Source organism: Oribacterium sp. FC2011 (assembly GCF_000701645.1).
In the GTDB taxonomy this organism is placed as follows: Bacteria; Bacillota; Clostridia; order Lachnospirales; family Lachnospiraceae; genus Oribacterium.
Map to the genome: position 1 here is coordinate 21,008 of NZ_JNJM01000024.1, position 20,190 is coordinate 41,197.

At 42.3% G+C, this 20,190-nt stretch carries 13 protein-coding genes; 10 read left to right on the top strand and 3 right to left on the bottom strand.

Going from position 1 to position 20,190, the window contains the following annotated elements; translation table 11 throughout:
- Positions 1-44: 44 nt before the first annotated feature.
- Complete coding sequence (locus T357_RS0115425; protein ID WP_031554600.1) at positions 45-1,505, bottom strand: aminotransferase class I/II-fold pyridoxal phosphate-dependent enzyme; 1,461 nt, start codon at positions 1,503-1,505, stop codon at positions 45-47.
- Between the two features lie 716 nt (positions 1,506-2,221).
- On the opposite strand from T357_RS0115425, the gene T357_RS0115430 reads away from it, so the two are divergent.
- The 5 genes from T357_RS0115430 to T357_RS0115450 all read left to right on the top strand — a co-directional run bounded on the left by T357_RS0115430 (position 2,222) and on the right by T357_RS0115450 (position 12,654).
- Positions 2,222-3,019, top strand: coding sequence for a sortase B protein-sorting domain-containing protein (locus T357_RS0115430; protein WP_031554602.1), 798 nt, complete (start codon positions 2,222-2,224; stop codon positions 3,017-3,019).
- Between the two features lie 75 nt (positions 3,020-3,094).
- Positions 3,095-8,704: an LPXTG cell wall anchor domain-containing protein gene (locus T357_RS0115435; protein WP_031554604.1), complete on the top strand. Its 5,610-nt coding sequence runs from the start codon at positions 3,095-3,097 to the stop codon at positions 8,702-8,704.
- 196 nt (positions 8,705-8,900) lie between these two features.
- The gene (locus tag T357_RS0115440; RefSeq protein ID WP_049962484.1) at positions 8,901-10,496 is read left to right on the top strand and encodes a SpaH/EbpB family LPXTG-anchored major pilin; all 1,596 of its coding nucleotides are present in this window, start codon (positions 8,901-8,903) and stop codon (positions 10,494-10,496) included.
- 110 nt (positions 10,497-10,606) lie between these two features.
- On the top strand, positions 10,607-11,611 hold the full coding sequence (locus T357_RS20525) for a class C sortase (RefSeq protein WP_049962485.1): 1,005 nt from the start codon (positions 10,607-10,609) through the stop codon (positions 11,609-11,611).
- 227 nt (positions 11,612-11,838) lie between these two features.
- Positions 11,839-12,654, top strand: a complete 816-nt coding sequence (locus T357_RS0115450; protein WP_044917165.1) for a PD-(D/E)XK nuclease family transposase — start codon at positions 11,839-11,841, stop codon at positions 12,652-12,654.
- 169 nt (positions 12,655-12,823) lie between these two features.
- On the opposite strand, the gene T357_RS0115455 is transcribed toward T357_RS0115450, so the two are convergent.
- Together T357_RS0115455 and T357_RS0115460 are read right to left on the bottom strand one after the other, a co-directional pair.
- Positions 12,824-13,180 (bottom strand): helix-turn-helix domain-containing protein, encoded by a 357-nt coding sequence (locus T357_RS0115455; RefSeq protein ID WP_031554612.1) that lies wholly within the window; start codon positions 13,178-13,180, stop codon positions 12,824-12,826.
- A gap of 26 nt (positions 13,181-13,206) precedes the next feature.
- Positions 13,207-13,731 (bottom strand): cysteine hydrolase family protein, encoded by a 525-nt coding sequence (locus T357_RS0115460; protein ID WP_031554614.1) that lies wholly within the window; start codon positions 13,729-13,731, stop codon positions 13,207-13,209.
- A gap of 158 nt (positions 13,732-13,889) precedes the next feature.
- Between T357_RS0115460 and T357_RS0115465 the strand changes: the two genes are divergently transcribed.
- From T357_RS0115465 to T357_RS0115485, 5 genes are all read left to right on the top strand, one after another.
- Positions 13,890-15,896: a methyl-accepting chemotaxis protein gene (locus T357_RS0115465; RefSeq protein ID WP_049962486.1), complete on the top strand. Its 2,007-nt coding sequence runs from the start codon at positions 13,890-13,892 to the stop codon at positions 15,894-15,896.
- A gap of 607 nt (positions 15,897-16,503) precedes the next feature.
- On the top strand, positions 16,504-17,349 hold the full coding sequence (locus T357_RS0115470; RefSeq protein ID WP_031554617.1) for an HAD-IIB family hydrolase: 846 nt from the start codon (positions 16,504-16,506) through the stop codon (positions 17,347-17,349).
- Between the two features lie 141 nt (positions 17,350-17,490).
- Positions 17,491-17,766 carry a hypothetical protein gene (locus T357_RS0115475; protein ID WP_031554619.1) on the top strand — a complete coding sequence of 92 codons (276 nt, stop codon included), beginning with the start codon at positions 17,491-17,493 and terminating at the stop codon, positions 17,764-17,766.
- Positions 17,745-19,217 carry an SseB family protein gene (locus T357_RS0115480; RefSeq protein WP_031554621.1) on the top strand — a complete coding sequence of 491 codons (1,473 nt, stop codon included), beginning with the start codon at positions 17,745-17,747 and terminating at the stop codon, positions 19,215-19,217. Before T357_RS0115475 ends, T357_RS0115480 begins: the two co-directional genes overlap by 22 nt.
- 137 nt (positions 19,218-19,354) lie before the next feature.
- On the top strand, positions 19,355-20,155 hold the full coding sequence (locus tag T357_RS0115485) for a sigma-70 family RNA polymerase sigma factor (RefSeq protein WP_031554623.1): 801 nt from the start codon (positions 19,355-19,357) through the stop codon (positions 20,153-20,155).
- Positions 20,156-20,190 lie beyond the last annotated feature (35 nt).

Here is a 20,190-nt window from a genome sequence, read left to right on the forward strand (position 1 = left end):
TCCGTCGCTCTTATCCGGCGGTTCAAACAGTACTGAAAATTTTTTTAGAACGACCCCTTCTTCAGTACATTAAGGTAGGAAATATCATCACTTTCCGGTCCCTGCATGGAGCATCCCTTTTCCTTTGCATACTGAATATAATCGATGATATCCTTCGTGATAACTTCCCCGGGCGCAAGAATCGGTATTCCTGGCGGATAGCACATTACGGATTCTCCGCAGATATGTCCGGCGCACTCATTGATAGGCACCCTGGTCTTTTCCGCATAAAATGCCTGCTGCGGCGTTGTAGCCACCACAGGGGAAATGTATTCTGCCGTAAAAAGATCCTTTTTCGGTTTTGCATAAAGCCTTCTGATATCGGAAAGCGCCCCCACAAGCCGCTCTATGTCGAGAAGAGAATCTCCGATGGAAATGTAGGCAAGGATATTGCTGATATCTCCGAATTCCATCTGTATGTCGTACTCATCTCTCAGAAGATCGTAGACCTCGATTCCCGCAAGACCGATCTTGTTTGTGAGGACCGCAAGCTTTGTTACGTCAAAATCATAAACACTTCCGCCATTAATGAGCTCCTTGCCATAGGCATAGTACCCGCCGATCTCATTTATCTCATCACGTGCATACTGTGCCATGCGGGCCACCTTCTCGAAGGATTCCTTTCCTCTCAATGCAAGATTCCTTCTCGAAAGATCAAGGCTTGACATAAGGAGATAGGAAGCACTGGTGGTCTGGGTCAGGTTAATGATCTGTCCCACGTATCCCGGGTTCATCTCAGGTCCCAGCAAAAGGAGAGAGCTCTGGGTGAGACTTCCTCCAGACTTATGCATTGAAACAGAAGCCATATCGGCACCTGCTTCCATAGCGGAACAGGGCAGCTCCTCACTGAAGTAGAAGTGGGTTCCGTGAGCCTCGTCCACCAGGGCAAGCATGTTGTGCTCATGAGCCAGCTTTACGATGGTTCTCAAATCCGAGCAGATGCCATAGTAGGTCGGGTTGTTTACCAGTACAGCCTTGGCATCGGGATTATCCTCCATGGCCTTCTTTACATCCTGAACCTCCATACCGAGAGGTATCCCAAGCTCCACATCCACCTTTGGATCTATATATACCGGCGTTGCACCGCAGAGCACGAGAGCATTGATGGCACTTTTATGTACATTTCTGGGAAGTATGATCTTGTCCCCGGCTTTGCAGGCGGAAAGCACCATTGCCTGTACGGCAGAGGTCGTTCCTCCCACCATAAGAAAAGAGTGGGCTGCGCCGAATGCATCTGCCGCAAGTTCTTCCGCTTCCTTGATAATAGAAACAGGATGGCAGAGATTATCCAGGGGCTTCATGGAATTTACGTCTATACCTACACATTGCTGACCTAAGAAACGGACCAGCTCCGGATTTCCCCTTCCCCTTTTATGTCCCGGGACATCGAAGGGTACCACGTGGAGCTTTCTAAACCTTTCAAGGGCATCATATATAGGTGCTTTTTTTTGTCTTTCCGGATTCATGTTTTTCCTTCCTAACACAAAAGGCAGCGCCGCTTTTTCGCAGCACTGCCTTGTAATCAACCTTTAATCATTTCAGATCCGCCTCTGTCAGATTGCCTATTGAACGTTTCACAAGTAGTGTGCTTTCAAGCACTGGTTATGAAGTAACCAACTTATAAAATTGAGCTTTTAACTCGATCAATATGTGGCATAATGCCACTTCGGCAATGGCCGGCCCTGTCCGATGAGCTTTTCACAGTGAACCCGTGGTTCCTGCAACAGGCCTGTATAGAAACGGATTACCTTTCTATCAGAGTTTAGATTATCAGAAAAAAACTCTATGTCAACTTAATTTTACGCATTTATTCAGGAGCTTGATTTTCCGCATTTATTAAGAAACTGTCATATTCGTTCAACTACGTTCATAAACGGTTTTTATAATATGGCTAAATTAATTTGAATGTACAGTTTTACAATATTTTTATATTATTTATGAAATTTAACTAAAAAATTTTAAATTTTGTGTCGCTATTGCATATTTTGTGAATTTCTTAAAATTTTTTGACGTTTTAAGCCGATTTATAAGTATAATGGTACTATCATACGAATTGCCGCAAATGACAAATATTATTTGTTTTTTACGACAATCATGATCTTAGCTTTTCTGAGCCCTTCCGGCTCATAACCAAACTGTTGAGGGACAGTTTCTTAAATTAAAGAATGCGAGTATAGAGTTTATGGAAAAAAAGAGTAGAGCAAGAAAGCTGGTGCTTGGAGCATTGGCATTTATGATGACAGCATTCACGGTTTTCACAGCCAGCGCTGCCGGAAACAATTCTGTAAGGATCATAAATATCCATGACAAAAACAATGTTCCCGTTCAGGATTGGGAACTGTCAATCTATGAGGTGGCCAGATTTGACGCCTCAACCTATTCCTATTTAATAACAGATGATTTCGGTGAGTATATCGATATCGCATTTATTAATGAAGAAAAGACTGCCAATGAGATCGCAGAGAAAGCTGCGGAGCTTGAAAGTGTCATCTCTCAAAAGGGCATCACTGCACAGAGCACTGTGAAATCTGATGCAAACGGCAATGCTTCCTTTGATAATCTCGAAGACGGTCTTTATATCATCTGCTACAGCACAAATTCAAAATTCGATTCATCACCCAGCTTCATAGCGGTTCCTGATTATGACAATAACTCAGCCGTAACCCTTGAAGCTAAGATCGAGGATAAATCAAACGGCGGTTCAACTCATAGCGGAGGCGGCGGAAATTCTCCTCACGGAGGCGGAAACGGTAATGACAACGACGGCCAGGAGCCTGAACCCGGAAGTGTACTTGGTGATAGCCGTGAAAAGGAAGTACCTGACGTTGAGGGTCCCGAAGAGAAAATCGTCCTTGGCGCCAAGAGAACACCAAAGACCGGTGATAACAGCCGCATGATGCTTTATCTCAGCATTGCCGGTTTCTCAGCATCCATCCTTTTTGCATGGATCATCATTTATGTAAAGAGGAACAGAAGCTGATCCTCTAAAAAACTGCTTAAACCCCGCGGATTTAATTTTAACTTTGAATTTTGATTATAGAGTATAGAGAATAGTATGAAGGAAACGAGAAACAGAACTAAAACCGGTTTTAACCCCATTGTCTTTATCAAGGCATTAGTCGGCTCAAAGCTTAGCAGACAGCTGACCAGCCTTATCATGTCTATAGTTATCTTTATGGTAACTATCTTTGGAAACACAACCGTAGCCTTTGCCGGCAAGAAAGATGATGTCATTAACAGGATCATCGATCAGTATCAGAACGGAGAGATCAGCAGGGACGAAGCCAAAAGAGCTCTCATCAGAAACGGTGTGACCAATTCACCAATTATTGATTTAGACGAAGATGAAGACGGAAACAAGATTGCGACTGAAAGTGATCTCGCAAAAAAGCTTGGTGAGAAGGATCGTCTTATAGACGAAAAGATCAGAAAGATCATCGAGGACAATCGCGACACTGACACCGGCGCTGTTTTCGCATGGCATCATGAAAACGTTGATACAGTTGTGGAAAAGCTTTCTGATATTGCTTCACAGAGCAACCTTGAAAAAACCGAGACAGAAACTGACGACAGCCAGAATTCAAGTAAGAGCATAGATATCAACGATGATGAGTCCAGCAAAACAACCCAGGCTGATGAAACCGATTCAGTAATTGAGTTCGAGAAAATCGAAGCAGAAGAGGATGCTGCTGAGGATAAAGCAGACGAAGAAGAAATCGTTTCTGAAGATGAAATCGTTTCTGAAGATGAAGAGTCTGATGAGAATCAGGTTTCTGAAAATATCTTCGAGGATGATTCTGAAGATGAAGAAAATGAGGATTCTGATTCTGTTAAGGATGATGAAGTTCTCAAAAATAATTCCGAAGAGGAAGAAGATTCCAGCTTAGTTGAAACAGCTGAGGCTAACGAAAACGACTCCGAGGATCAGGAAAACGAGGATTCTGATTCTGCAGTTGCTGATGAAGTTCTCAAAAACAGCTCCGAGGATCAGGAGACCGAAGTTTTCGATTCTGCAGAAGATAATAAAGTTTTCGATAATAACTCTGAGGATGAGGAAGAAGACGAAGATTCCAACTTAGTTGGAACAGCAGCGGCTAATGAAAACGACTCCGAGGATAATAATTTCGATTCCATAAAAATAGATGAATTTTTTGAAATCGACTCTTACGTAGAGGACGAGGATTCTGATTCTGTAGAGACAACAGAGGTCTATGAAGACGATTCAGAGAATTCTGAGGATGAAGATCACGACTCTTCTGATGAGACAAATGAAACAGCAGAAACAAAGGCACTCGGCATTTCAGCTCATTCCGATAAAACTGCAATAGCTCAGACAGAGGAGGATACTGAAGTTGAAGCTGAAACCACAGAAGCAAAGGCGCTCGGCATTTCAGCTCACTCCGATAAGACTGCAATAGCTCAGACAGAGGAGGATACTAAAGCTTCTTCCGATGAATCTGTTGAGGATTCTGTTGATGAATCTTTTGAGGATTCTTTTGAGAATTCTGCAGACGAAGAAGATGATGATGATGATGTCATTGACCTTTCTGAGTATATGACCATTTCCTCAGCAGTTAAGAAGTTCCACGAGGATTGGATCGAGTCAGAAAGCTTTGACTCAGGAAACAAGATCGGTCTTACACTGTACTTCTCCATCCCTGAGGATGTGATGTACGACAAGGACACAAGAGTCGCTGCATATTCCATGCCTGAAGGACTTACTTCACAATTTGAAGGAAAGGGCAAAGTAATTTCCGGCGATGAGACCGTAGGAACCTACAAGCTTAAGAAGAACGAGATTGAGATCACCTTTGATACCGCATTTGTAAAATCCGGAAAATCAATCGAAGGCGCACTTTTCTTCAAGGGTCGTGTTGAAAACAACACAGATGAAGACTGCCTAACCATAGAGCTTGGCGGCACAGCAGGCAGCCTGAATGTATATAAGGAGATTACAAAGACAGTAATTTCTGACGACGGAAAAGTACGTGTTACAGCAACTTTCGGAGCTTCAACCTTTGATGGAAATGTAGCTCTCCATGCAGATTCTCTGGATGAAGAGACAAAACTTGACATCGAAAATGCCTACAATGAAAAAATAAGTGAAGAAGAGCGTCATGTATCTGACCTTTATCTCTATGACGTTTACTTCCTTGACGAGGAAGACGATAAGATAGAACCGGATGGACATGTTTCTGTTAAGATTACCTTTATCAAACCTGTAGAATCAGAAGATGATGAAGAGGTTAAGGTAATACACGTTAAGAATAATGATATCTCTGATATTGAAGACCTTACTTCCATGGACGATACCGTTATCAACGAGAACTCCAAAGGTGAAATCAAGAATGTGGAACTGGTAACAGATTCCTTTTCCACTTATGGAGTCATACTGACAGAGATAACCGGTCCTGAAGAGGACATAAAAGAATTCCTGTCCTCTTTGTCCATAACCGGAGCCGAGCAGTCAGCAGACGGAAATACCTGGACAGTAAAGAACAAGACTCTGTATTCCCTTTATCTCTCTTTCAGCGAGGTATCCGGAGGTGTTCAGTTCCCTAATGATACCACCTGGATGTACTACGAGATCCCGGCAGGCCTCTACATAGAAGATAAGGAAACAACTTTTGACGTCATCATTGACCACACATACACCATAAGCGGAAACAAAGTCATAGTAGACTCTCAGAAAAGAAGACTTTACTTCCAGTGGAACACAAAACATGAGAACTTTAAGCATTTACAGAGTGCCACTGACGTAAAGATTACAGCGGAGATAAGCGGTAAATTAAACAACGAGGAAGTTAATTTCAAATTCCCGAACGGTGTAATAAAGACTATCAAAATAAATAAAGATCATGATGTCAGCATCAATAAGTGGGCATACTATGATAAGAATGACGGCATGATTCACTACACTGTTAATGTTTATTCTAACGGTGTTTCTGAAAATGTAGTGGTTACCGATACCATTAATGGTTCCCTTATAAGCCTTGATACAAGCAGCAATATAAAGATAACCAGCAACAAGGGAAGTATCAAAGCCACAGTAGAAAATAAAAACAGTAAGGGATTTACAGTAAAAATACCTGAAATGAAGGATGGAGAATCTGTAAATATCGAGTACCTTGCCAAGATCGATTCAGTCCCTGATGGTGCAAAGGCAACTCTGGATACAACCGGAAATACAGGTAATGTCACTGCCGATGATGATAAAGATCCTTCTAACAATAAGAAGGAATATATATTCAACATCTCAACCCTGAAAAAATACACAAATGGTGTAGGAGGAGTGCTTAAAGATAGCGACGGAAATTTATACGGAGAGATCACATATACAATTGAAGCCAATGAAGAGCGTATTGCGAATCTTTCTTATATAACAGATACCATCGATGCCAACTCAAGACAGTATCTCAGTTACACCGGAACCGGATTGAATATTTATATAAATGGCAGCGACACAGTCAATATGACTGTTAAATGGGATGACCTTGAATTAGTTAAGGATTCTGACGGAAAGGTTTACGGTTGGACATGGAGAATACCTACTGATAGTAACTTTGTTAAAAAGTACGGAAAAAATGCTTCATTTAAGATAAAGTACAAAACCACAGTTGACAGATCAAGTAAAGACATTTTATCCATAAAGAACAGCGTTAAAACAAATCACCATGATTCAGTAACTTCAGAAACAGGTGTAAATCCGTATACTTACTACAAGGAATTCACAAAGAAGGCAAAATCCTACACCAGTGAGAAGATAACCTGGGAGCTTACTGTTGAAGTTCCTGCGAACGGTTATAACTACTTAAGAATAAACGATTATCTGCCTTACAAATACGAATATTATGATGACCTGTTTGGTACCACTCAGGATATTACAATAACAGGTTTAACAGATAAGGAAAAATGTGTTGTTTCAAAACAGCTGATAGGCCATTCTGACAATCAGCACGGTTATTTATTATCCTTTATCTTCTATAAGGATGAAACCAAGAATATAAGTACTGATAAGAATAATGACAATACCGGTCTCACAGGTACAGGAAGCACAAGAACCATTACCATTACTTATTCATCCAAAAACAATACAGACTGGGTAACGAGAGCATCCGGTAATGACTACGAAACATATAAGGGTCATTACAACACAGCAAAGTTCTTGTTTAATGATGACTATGTATGGAGAGGCGACACCGTTATCATTGTCAACAGTAATATAAGAAAGACCGGAAGCATCTACTGTGATAACAATGGCACCGTACCTTATGTTACTGATGACGGCTACTATATTTTTGCTTATGACATCGCATTTAACGGTTTAAATGGAACCTATCCGGATGGTCTTAGATTTGAAGATACCTATGATGAAAGACTTTCATTTGTGGATACGGAAGTTCCTTACAGAACCACAGACAACGGCACAATCTATACCGGAAGCGTCTGGTATCAGGGTGATGATCGCGGAAAAGCTGATATCTCTGTAGATAATGCTAACCACAAACTTACTATAAGTATTCCAAAGGTACCTGTAGACGGTTCAGGAAAGTACTATGATGCATACAGAATAAGATATTACCTTAAGGTCAAAAAGGATACTGCCATAGCTCTTGCATTACAGAACAAGAATGACAGTAAAGGAAGCGTTACCTTCAACAATAAGGTTAAGTGGGGATCCTTCGAAACAGAAGCTGACGTCGTTTATGAGTATCAGATTCTTGACAAGGACGGATCTTACAATAAGGAAACAGGTCTCGCAGACTACGAAATCGTTATAAATCCTAACAAGGATACTTTAAACGATGAAAAAGTCATGAAACTTCTAGATGAATTTGAAAACCAGATCATTGACATCTCAACCATAGAGATAACAGAAGAGGATCTGAACGGAGTCGTAAAGAAAGCCGACAACATAAAGTACAGCATTGAAGGAAATAAGCTTACCTTTACTAACATCCCTGATAAAACAAAGGTTGTGATCACTTACAATGCTTTACCTCAGCTTACAAGCAATAAGGTGACACTTACCAACAAGGCTACACTTCTCTGGTCAAGTGATGAAACCAAATTTGACGCTGAGTTCTATCTTGCAGCCCAGGGTTCAGGAACCACAGCCAGCATAAAACTTGTAAAGCACAAGGCGGGAGAGGATTCCAAAAAGCTTGCGGGCGCTGTATTTGATCTTTATAAGGTTGACAATAGCGGTTCCGCTATAAAAGACAGCACAGGAAAGACCCAGTGTAAGGGAATACCAATGACATATACGGATGAGGATGGTGAAACAAAAATCATTCAGTTTACAACCGATGATCAAGGTATTGCCGAAATATCATTAAACGATATTGATACCGAAGAAGCATTTGCCTACGGACAAAAGTATTGCCTCGTAGAAAGCCAGGCACCTGAAGGTTACCAGGTTGATAAAAACAATGTTTACTACTTTGCCTTTGCAAACCCGGAAGCAACTACCTTCAGTTATGATTCAGAGAACCCTCTTTATCCGAAGGGATATGTACTTTCGATTTCAAATGAAGAAATCAAATTTGCACTTCCGGATACAGGAAGCATTGGAGTAAATATTATGTATCTTGCAGGTACAATTATGGTGGCTCTTGGCGGAATCTTCCTTGTCTTGAGAAAAAGAAAAGAAAACCATCTTTGATCACTAATCGTGGGCGGCCAATAGCCGCCCACAAAATTTGCCAAAGAGATAGATGGATTTTAACAATCCAATGGCAATGTTTAACAATTTACTTATATCAGCAATTTTTTATCACTTTTTAAGTCTCGATTTAATATCACATGGGGTATATTAGGACTCGTTGAGGGAAAAAACTAATAAATTATAGGAGTATAGAATGAAGAAGAACAGATTTATAGCTTTAGCTCTTGCTGCAGGAATGACATTTTGCAACGTTGCAGCAACAGGTGTAGTTGCATATGCTGAAACACAGACAACAACAACTACTAAAATCACTGTTCCTGCTGCAGACAAGCACAATTATGAAATATACCAGATTTTTACCGGTGAACTTTCCACTGATGAAAATAATAAACAAGTGCTTTCCAATGTAAAATGGGGCGAAAATGGTACAGGTACTGCAGGCGCAGATGTTCAAAAAACAACTTTGGATACAATAGCAGCAATTACCGGAACAGATGCAGAGAAAGCAGCAGCCCTTAAGAATTATGCTGATCTTACATCTACTCCTGCATTTACTGTTAATAGCAACTCATCTGTTGATGTTCCTTATGGATACTATTTAATCAAGGACGCTGATGCCATTGCTGAAGGAGACGAGGCAACTCTCTACATTGTGCAGGTTGTTGGTCCTACAGAAGTAGCCCGTAAGGCCGGAACAACAGAAGCGCATAAGCTTTTGGATGATGCAAATGATTCAAATCCTAACGACGAAGCAACAAACGGAACACTTCAGACTTCCTCTGATTACGATATCGGTGATGAGGTTCCTTATCACATCACAGCCAAGCTCTCAGATAAAGTAGAGCAGTATAAGAAATACCACATTACTTTTGTTGATACACTTCAGTCAGGAAGCTTTGATGCTATCAGCACACTGGATATCAAACTTGATGGTCAGGCTATTGAAAATACCGATGATTATACTGTTGAAATAACCGGCGTAGATGCAAGAACAAAGAATGGTTTTGAAGTTACTATCGAGTGGACACCTAAGGATGGTAAAACCCTCGAATCTCTGAATGGCAAAACAGTTACCATCGACTTTACCGCAACACTTGGAGAAGGCGCTAAGATTGGTTCCGAAGGTAATACAAATAAATTCAATCTTAAGTATAGCAATAACCCTAACGATGAAGATGGATCTGATGAAGGCGAAACTCCGGAAGAGACCGTTATAACCTTCACTTACAAACTTGTAGTAAATAAGGTTGATCAGGACGAGAATCCTCTTACCGGTGCCGAATTTGCGCTCTATAAGGTTTCATCAGATTATGTTTTGCCTGAAACCGGTGATGCAAAGTCTAAGGGCGAGCACGCTGCTGCGGAAGGTACAGCTATCCAGTCATATACAGCAACTAAGAATCAGGCCACAGACAGTCTTCCTGCAGGTACTCAGTTTACCTTCAAGGGTATTGATGATGGACGTTATGTACTGGTAGAGACCACAACTCCTACAGGATATAATACAATCGATCCTCAAGTGTTTGATGTAACAGCTACTCATGGTGGAAAAGAAAACAAGGCACTTTCACTTGACAGCCTTACCGGCGATAAGGTTTCCGGAGAAATCATTCTTACAAGAGATACATCTGATAATGATGCTCTTAAGGCAACCATTATGAACCAGAAGGGTACCGTTCTTCCAAGCACCGGTGGTATGGGTACAACTATCCTTTATGTAATTGGTGGTATCCTCGTAATCGGCGGTGGAGCAGCAATCTTCATCAAGAGAAAAAAGGATGCTGAATAATTTATCACAACATAACTTTTGACGAATAATATATTGAAGGCGGGGGACATGTCCTTCGCCTTCTTTTTCTAAACAAAATCTAATTTCTTGTTTAACGGGTGATAAGATAAATGAATGATACTGCAGAGAACAAAGATCTTACTCTAAAAGATACTGATACCAAAACAGCAAAATCCCCTAAAAAAAAGAAGGGGAGCCTAACATCTAACATAATTACGGTAATAATCGTGCTTGTTATGATTGTGGGCATCGGGCTTCTGCTTTACCCTACCATCAGTGAGAAGTGGAACGCTCTGCATCAGTCAAGAGCCATTTCCGGCTATACAAACCAGCTAAAAACAACTGATGTAGGAGAACTAAAAAAAATACGTGATCTTGCCATTAAGTATAATGAAGATCTGCTGTCAAAGGCCGATCGCTATAATCCAAGCGATGAAGAGATGGAAGAGTATATGTCAACTCTTGACATCAACGGTTCCGGGATTATGGGCTACATCACCATTCCAAAGATTGATGTGGAGCTTCCCATCTACCACACAACCGACGAAGCGGTTCTTCAGATCGGAGTAGGTCATATTGTCGGCACATCACTTCCGGTAGGCGGAGATAGTACCCACGCTGTACTTTCCGGACACAGAGGCCTGCCTTCCGCAAAGCTCTTTACAAGACTTGATGAAGTGGGAGAAGGAGACTGCTTCTTCCTTCATATCCTGGATAAGGTTCTTGTGTATCAGGTCGATAACATTAACATCGTCCTTCCTGAAGAAGCAAACATGATAGATATCGTGGAGGGAAAGGACTACTGCACACTGATAACCTGTACCCCTTACGGAATTAATACCCATCGTATGCTGGTGAGAGGCGAGCACACAGAAACCATAACAGAAGAGGAGTACAAAGCTACCTACGAGAAGACCTCAGCTGCTGCCTCCACTGTAACCTCCGACAACAGCACCATGGATCAGGGCAGAGCTATCCCGGACTGGGTACCTATTGCCTTCGCAGTATGTGCAGTGCTTATTCTGGGATTCGCGCTCTTTGCTCCGGTGAAAAAGAAAGAGAAGAAAGATAAAAAAACTCCTGAAAAAGAAAATAACAGTTCATCAGAACAGTAAATATCACAAGAGCCTGGGAGCATCAATTTAACGGATGCTCCCAGGCTCTTTTTGATTGCTGTCAGAAAAGCTATTCCTTGGCAGATTTCAAACATTTTGGAATAAGCTAATTGGATGATGCTGTCATAAAACCTCATTGACAATTACCAACGGTAACAGTATTATATTACCGTTGGTAATTCATCATCAATTGATGCAGACTGATAATTTATGACAGGAGATTATACTTGGAAACAGAACTTCAAAGAAAAGAACGAGAGAGACAGGAAGACTTACAAAGATTACGTGGATTAAGGCCTATCGATGATGATTTTATGAGATGTCTTTTTCGCGATAACATTCCTCTGACGCAGCACGTTCTCAGGATATTAACCGGAAAAGAAGATCTCAATATTACAAATGTAAAAACTCAGGCTGATATGAAACGACTTGTGGGTGCACGGTCAATTTGTCTGGATGCATATGGGACTGATGATGAAGGTAAAAAATACGATATGGAGATCCAGCGATCTGATAGAGGTGCCGGAAAACATAGAGCCAGATATCATTCAAGTGCAATGGATGTAGATAATCTGGATGCCGGTCAGGATTTCAACGAACTTCCTGATACATATACAATTTTTATCACTGAGAACGATATCTTTGACAAAGGGCTATCGTGTTATGACATCGAACGTATGAATATGGCGACCGGAGAAATCTTTAATGATGGATCATATATTCTTTACATAAATGGTGCCTACCGCGGTGATGACGAAATCGGAAATCTGATGCACGATTTTTCTTGCTCAGATCCCGATGATATGATAAATAAAGAATTAGCAGACAGAACAAGATATTTTAAAGAAACAGAGGAAGGAGTGGAAGCCGTGTGTAAAGTGATGGAAGATATGCGCGAAGAAGCAAAAAAAGAAGAGCACATTGATACAACCCTGAATAATATTAAAAACCTCATGGAAACATTAAAGCTCTCTGTGGATCAAGCTATGGATGCACTTAAGATTCCTATGTCTGAAAGAAATATATTTCTTGATAGATTATAAATTGACAGTTAGCCCTTAAACTATATTTTAGAAAATAACCGTTCAGTGAATCGACCCCCAAAAGTTAAGATTAATGTCTACCTTTTGGGGGTCGATTCACATTAAATGATTCGGTTGAAGCCACGACCCTTTAGGGTCGGGGTAATTGACTATCAATTACTAATATTTGTTAATCCTTATTCTTTATCTGATCATAATAGCTGAGCAACCTCTGTATAGTTGCTTCATCTGCGCTCTGTACACCATTTAAGAGTTCAAACAGGAGTGGAGCATCATTTTTGAAAACACTAATCACATCAGGTGCTATATCATCCGTTCCACCGGTAAGATACGCAACTGAAGTTCCCAAACTTTCCGCTATCGACTGAATAACCTGTGAGGAAGGACTACGATCTCCGGACTCATATCTGACATAGGAAGCAGCCGTTAACCCAATCCGCCTTGCTGCTTCTGCTTTAGTAAGCAGAAGTTGTTCTCTGGCAGATTTTAACCGTTCAGGAATAAGTGTGTTGGACGATGCTTTCATGAATGCCTCCTTGACAATTAATTTTACTAAGATTTCACATAAATCTGGCATGAACGCATGGTTTCAAGGGCAGCTTCATGCTTTTCGGGAGTGACTCCGGCACAGCACAGAGGGTCTACCGAAATAGGAACCTCAGGCATTGAGGCTTTTAAGAGGAGAGCATTGGAAACCACACAAATGTCAGTACAAAGCCCGACAAGCTCTATTTCAATGTCTTCCTTCTCACTGATTGCTTTGATAGTGTCCGCCAGAACGGTAGAACCGAAGGTAGGTTTGTTGATAAAAGTTGCACCTTCAACCACCTGTGCCACGCTGGAATCAAGCTGCCATCCGTCAGTACCTTCCACACAATGCACCACCGGAAGGTTCTTTCCCTCCTGAGTCTCCATATAATCCGGCTGGTGTGTGTCGCGGGTAACGAAAACATCCTTAATAGAATAGGACTTGATCTTTTCAACAACCGCCGGAACTATAGCCACAGCCTCCTTTGATCCCAGTGCCCCATCTACAAAATCTTTCTGCATATCTACGACAACAAGTATTTTTCTCATAACTCCCTCCTTTATCACAACTACTATATTTAATATACGACAAATATTATATCAAAAAAGAATTTTCGTTATAAAATCGTAAAATTTGCCGAAGTTATCTCTAGTCTACAAATGAACGTGTAATTATTTGGCAAAATTTTTATGAATTGGAGAGTAACATGAAGGCATTTACAGAAAAATTTCAGAGAGACCCCGGTCAGGGACCAAAGAGGCGCATAAGCACAACACTTCTTCTTATCCTTGTCCCCATCATCGTAGTGAGTATCGTATTTATCATCCTTTTTCTGAGCGGGCAGGCAGAAAACCAGATAAAATCACTCTCGGCAAATGTGCTCCAGGCAGAATCAGATTACAATGCTGAGAAATTTGGTGCGAGAGTGCAGAATGTTGTTGCAAGAGGTGAAGCCTTCGCCAAATCTGCAGAATCCACAGATTTCGCAAATAAGAAAGAATATCAGGATTTCATGAGCAGCTCGAACAATATGGGTGACCTCAAGAATCAGGGAATCTACACCGGATTTGAAGACGGTGGTATGTTCTATGCTGATTATACAGAGGTTCCGGCTGATTACGATCCCAGATCCAGAGGATGGTATCAGGATGCCCTCAATCAGAATATGACAAGCTTCACCATTACGGCACCTTACGTTGATGCCATGACCAACGCTCTCTGTGTATCCTTCATAAGAAAGATGAACTTAAAGAGCGGTGAAACCGGTGTTGCCGGAATAGACATTTTCCTTGACGAGCTTGCATCTGAAACTGCAGCAATGAAGCCTATGCAGACCGGTATATCTGCAATCGTTGCTGACGGTATGATCCTTGGAAATCCGGATCCTTCTGTTAACGGTAAGCTTGTTTCGGAATCCGGAGATGCTCTTCTTGCACAGGCAGTAGAAAAGGTTAAGCCGGATCAGCCGATTTCGCTTAAGAACGGTAAGAGCGTTTACTACGTAGCAGCTTCCGAAGTTCCAAATACAAACTGGGTTCTCTATTCGGCAGTGCCTGAGGCAGATGTTCTTGCATCCCTCAGAGCATTCCAGAGAGTCTGCATCATTATCATGGTTATCATCATAGCTGTCATCATCTTTGTACTTCTGACAGTTATAAGCACAGTTATCACTGTTCCTCTTCGTAAGGTTACAACTGCGGCAGTCAAGATTTCCGAGGGCGACTTCGATGTTGACCTTCCTACAGAGTCTCAGAACGAAATCGGTCAGCTTGCCGTTGCTTTCAGCAAGACAACAGAACAGCTCAAGAATTATCAGGGTTATATCGATGAAATCTCCGGAGCCCTTTCAGAAGTCTCCGAAGGCAATCTTAATGTTGAATTAAAGCGCGAATATGTCGGTCAGTTTGCCAAGCTCAAGGTCAACATGGATAAGCTGGTTACACAGCTTAGAAGCATTATCGGATCTATCATGGATTCTGCAAAGCTTGTGGACAGTGGAGCAGTTCAGATCTCCGACGGTGCTCAGGGTCTTGCCCAGGGTGCTACAGAACAGGCAAGTTCGATTGAAGAGCTGTCAGCCGAGATCAATCAGATCAATGATGAGACTATCCGCATGGCAGAAAATGCCCGCACTGCTCAGGGTCAGATCCACAGTGCAGAAGAGCAGATCAATACAAGTAACACCCAGATGATTGATCTTCGTAAGGCAATGGAAGATATCACTGATAAGTCTCAGCGTATTTCAACCATCATCAAGACCATCGATGATATCGCCTTCCAGACCAATATCCTTGCACTTAATGCTGCGGTAGAGGCAGCAAGAGCAGGTGCCGCAGGTAAAGGCTTCGCGGTTGTTGCTGACGAGGTTCGTAACCTTGCCGGTAAGTCATCAACTGCTGCACTTGATACCTCCAACCTCATTACCGAGACTATCGCTGCAGTTCAGACCGGTGACAAGCTCACCATCCAGACCGCAGAGTATCTCAAGAGTACTCAGGAATCAACCGAGAAGGCTGTTCAGCTTATTGCCGAGATCACCAGGGCAACAGACCATCAGCAGCAGTCTCTCAATGATATCAAGCAGGGCATCGATCAGATTTCCAGCGTTGTTCAGACCAATGCTGCTACCGCTGAGGAAAGTGCCGCAGCCAGCCAGGAGCTTACCAGACAGGCTAATGTTCTTAACGACGAAGTTAATAAGTTCTCACTTTGACAGTGCTGTAAACCGGGAAGGAGGGGAAATCCCCTCCTTCTTGTATTTTGATCCACCAGTGACGGTTCTCGCCGGCGAGAACCGTCACTGGTGGATCTCGAAATTTTTTTGAATTTTTTCGCTTTAGGGGGTAATATTCGGAGCTTATCTGTCGATATATTTAACATAAAGTAAAAATTTTGTAAGTTTTTTAAATAAAACGCAAAATTCTTTACATTTGTGACACTTTTGTGATTAACCCTCTGATACAATAGCGTCATAGATTTAAAACAGTAATTGATGTGACCAATCCAATGGCATCAGTTCGAAATACAAGAGTCCGTCAAGTTTGTCCTCCCTTTATCTTACTTGTCGGACTTTTGTGTACTGTAAAACCGCGAAGAAACTTTATCGTAGTTATCATTATGTGTTTAAAGCAGGCCTTTGCGTGTAGGAATGTGTGGGCGCTGCGCAATGGCTGTGGGTGGCAGACGAGTTTGGCATCCACAGCTACTATATTTTTATCTTTGTTCTTTATTATTTCGCCTTTGTTCCTTATAATCTGAGGAGCAAGAGCGTTTTTTATTGCACTTCAAAACATTTATCTTTAAGACAGGATTTTTTTATTATGAAAGCATTATTCTTTGATGTAGACGGCACTTTACTGGATGAAAAGACAAGAAGTATACCGGAAAGCGCCCTTACTGCCATTAAACAAACAAGGGAACTTGGAAACAAAGTTTTTATTAATTCCGGACGCACCATCGGTATGCTGAAAGCTGTGCAGAAGCTGGTGGAAGTGGACGGATTCCTGTGCGGCTGCGGCACTGAACTCATATATGAAGGTGCCTCTGTTTACTATTACAAAGTATCAAAGGATGTGAAGGCCCGTGTTATTGAGGCCTCCGATAAATACGGCATCCTGGTTTTACTGGAGGGCAGAGCCGGCTGGCACAGCAACCCCTCAGAGTCCCTGCTAAAGGATCACCCGAGTTTTAAGGCTCACTACGACAGGTTTTACAACGCACTGTCCGGTGATGATGCCCTGGATCCCACACCCTTTGACGGTGACTATGAGATCTCAAAGTTCTGTATCCAGACTGACGACGGTCAGGGAAACGGAAAGGGTCCTGATTTCGCAAGTCACAAAGCATCCGATATGGAGGGCTTCCGTCAGGAATTTGCCGGACTTTTCCATATCATTGACCGTGGCAAAGGCTTTTACGAAATGGTTCCAAAGGGTCACGGAAAGGGTAATGCCGTTGACCGTATGTTAAAGTACCTTGGCCTCACCCCTGAGGATGCCTACAGCTTCGGTGACAGCACCAATGATATCGAGATGTTTAAGGCCTGCGGCAACAATATCGCCATGGGCGTTCACGCAAAGGAGCTTGAAGCCTTCGACCCCTTCATCACAAAAAACGTGGAAGAGGACGGCGTGGCATATGCCATGAAAGAACTGAATTTGATTTAACCATAAAGGAGCCGAAGCGAACCTTTTTTTCAGTGTATCCTTATGCTGCGACAAATTCTTTTATACCGAAAGTCTGCATTATCTTAATGCAAGCTTTCGGCTTTTTTGTTATAATATTGTCTCATGTGAGTGAGGTTAAGGATGACCGGAGATTTATATACCAAAAAAAAGCTTGAACATGAATCTTTGTTAAGACAGGCAGGGCAACTGCAGCTTGAATACATCCGGCTTGGCAGAAGCGAAGGCAAAAGAGAACAACAGCGCTGGTGGATAACAAAGGGAAACTTTAGAAAATATGTAAATCTGATTCACAGAGTACAGATGTTGGATGAAGTTCTGTTACCTTATGAGATAGAGCACGGAATCCGCAAAATAAATCTACAGGAGCATATGAAATGGCATTATTTGACTTTTTAAACGGAAATAAGAAAAAGGTTTTGGCCGAGCAGAAGATAGAAGAACAGAAACAGGAACAGCATGATCAGGCTGTTCAGAGACAGGAAGAAGAACACAAGGATTTTACATGGCCGGAGCTCATGCCATTAAACCTTTTTGTTCGGAAGCCTGAAGAAAAACCTCATCTTACAGTTGTGAACGGTGGAGAGAATGCTTCTTTAGAGACTGAAGAGGCTGAGAATACAACAGCTGATGAACAGGCTGCACCACAGGAAAAGCCCAGGGCAACAGTTCAGATCGATGATCCTCTCACAAAAGAACGTAAGGATGAGATAGGAAAGCTTATATATGAGCCGGAGCTCAAGCCTGAGATGCTCAAGGATCTGAGCCTCCAGGAAATCCTTTTCCTGGAAGTAGCCATGGTTACCGCCAACAGAATGAAAGCTCTTGAGAATTATGAGCAGAATCATCAGAAGATCCGTAACCAGTTCCTTAATATGGTTCGTGCCGCAGAAAAGCTTTACATAATTTATGATGCCAGAACCGGCTACCCTCTTCTGGACGGAGGCTACGTTCAGATGTACCTCAATGAGGAGCACGCAAACATTGCAGCAAAGCTTTACGATGATCAGCTCCGTAAGACACGAGTGATCGCAGTTCCCGGAATGTCAGCAAAAACTGAATTAATCGAGGGAAAAGAACAGCTCAAGATATTTGACTTCATGTACTTCCTCGGCTTTGAGAATGTCATCGTTGATAACGGATGGTACAAGGGATTCCTCCGCAGAAGTGAGATTTCAGCGCCCTTCTACATTAACGAAGATCCCGAAAAGATCCCTCCATACAACCCGGCTCTCAGCTTTGCCCTTATTGATTATGTGGCTGAAGTTAAGTGGCCTGTCAACTATGGAAAGCGCCAGGATATACTTAAGGCCAAGTTTAACCGCATCATGCAGCTGGTTCCTAAGTCAAATTTCATAGTTCCTCTTCGTTCAATAGATGAAGCTTCTGAGGAAGCTCCAGACATGAGTGAAAGTGAAAGCACTGCAAAGCCGGCTGATGTTCCTGAAAATACAGCTGCCGCTCAGCAGTCTACAGAGGATGCCGATACTGCAGCTGCCGAAGCACAGAAGAAAAACCGCCGTATACAACTGCCTGTAGTTCAGATAAACGGAAAGAACATGCTTCCTGTATACACAGATATCTTCGAGTACTCAAAGGAGTTTGGCAAATCGACTTTCAAGCCTATCCGTGCTGACTTTAAGGGCATTAACAGATTTATAGCAAACTACAACGGTATGGTCATCAACCCTCAGGGTGCTGGCATGGTCATCGAGCGCCGCCCCGGAGCTCAGGCTCCTAACGGTCAGCCTGCTGCGAAGGCAGATGCTCCAACCGCAAGTATAAAGACTGCCCCAAAACCTCAGGCAGATTCCTCAAACGTAATTGACCTCAGCGCAAGACGTAAATGATAAAAAGAGCCGGAGGGCATCCCTTTAAACGCGTTAATCAAACGCTCCGCGTTTAAAGGGATGCCCTCCGGCTCTTCACACGCTAGTTTATAAATGCTAAAATAAATAAATTACCTTTACAAATCCGGAGGTGTTATTTGGACAAGGAAACCCTGGACTATCAGGCATTGGAAAACGAAAACTTAAAGCTTGTGGAACGCATTCAGAAAAATCTTGATAAAAAAAATGCGGAAGCAGAACTTTGTGAGAAAAATAAAGGACTCATCCTGCAGATAGTCCGTAACTACGTGAATCTGTCCAACCATACACTTAGCCATGAAGATCTGGAAAGTGTAGGAAAGATAGGTCTTATAAAAGCTTCTCAAAGCTATGACCATTCCTACGGAGCAAAGTTTTCAACCTATGCGGTTTACTGGATCCGCGACAGCATTGTAAAAGAAATCTACAATGCCGGCTTCGGCATCCGTCTTTCAAACCATCAGCTGGAACGCATCTTCAAGGTTCAGAGCATCCTCAGGAAACGTGATCTTGAGCATCTTCTGGGTGATGACATGATCCATGCCATCATGGAAGACTCCGGTTTTTCCGAAGAAGAGGTTCGCAAATGTCTCAGACTTAACAACGTGGTCCTGGGGGCAACCTCTCTTAACAAAAAAGTCGGAAAAGAGGACGACGAAACCTCTGAGCTTGGTGATATGACCATTTCACCGGATAATGTCGAAGAGATCGTTATGGAGCATGAGCTCCATCAGGAACTATACCAGTCCCTGAATACACTTTCCGATGACGAACGTGACACTTTGGTACTGAGATACGGTCTTTATGACGGAAAACAGCACACTTTAAAGGAAATTGCAGCACTTTCCAATGTCTCCATTGAAGCCATAAGGCAGAGAGAACAGAGAGCCATAAGAAAACTCCGAAAGGAACTCGACTGAACCGGATTCCTGCTGCTTTGATAACTATTGACAGG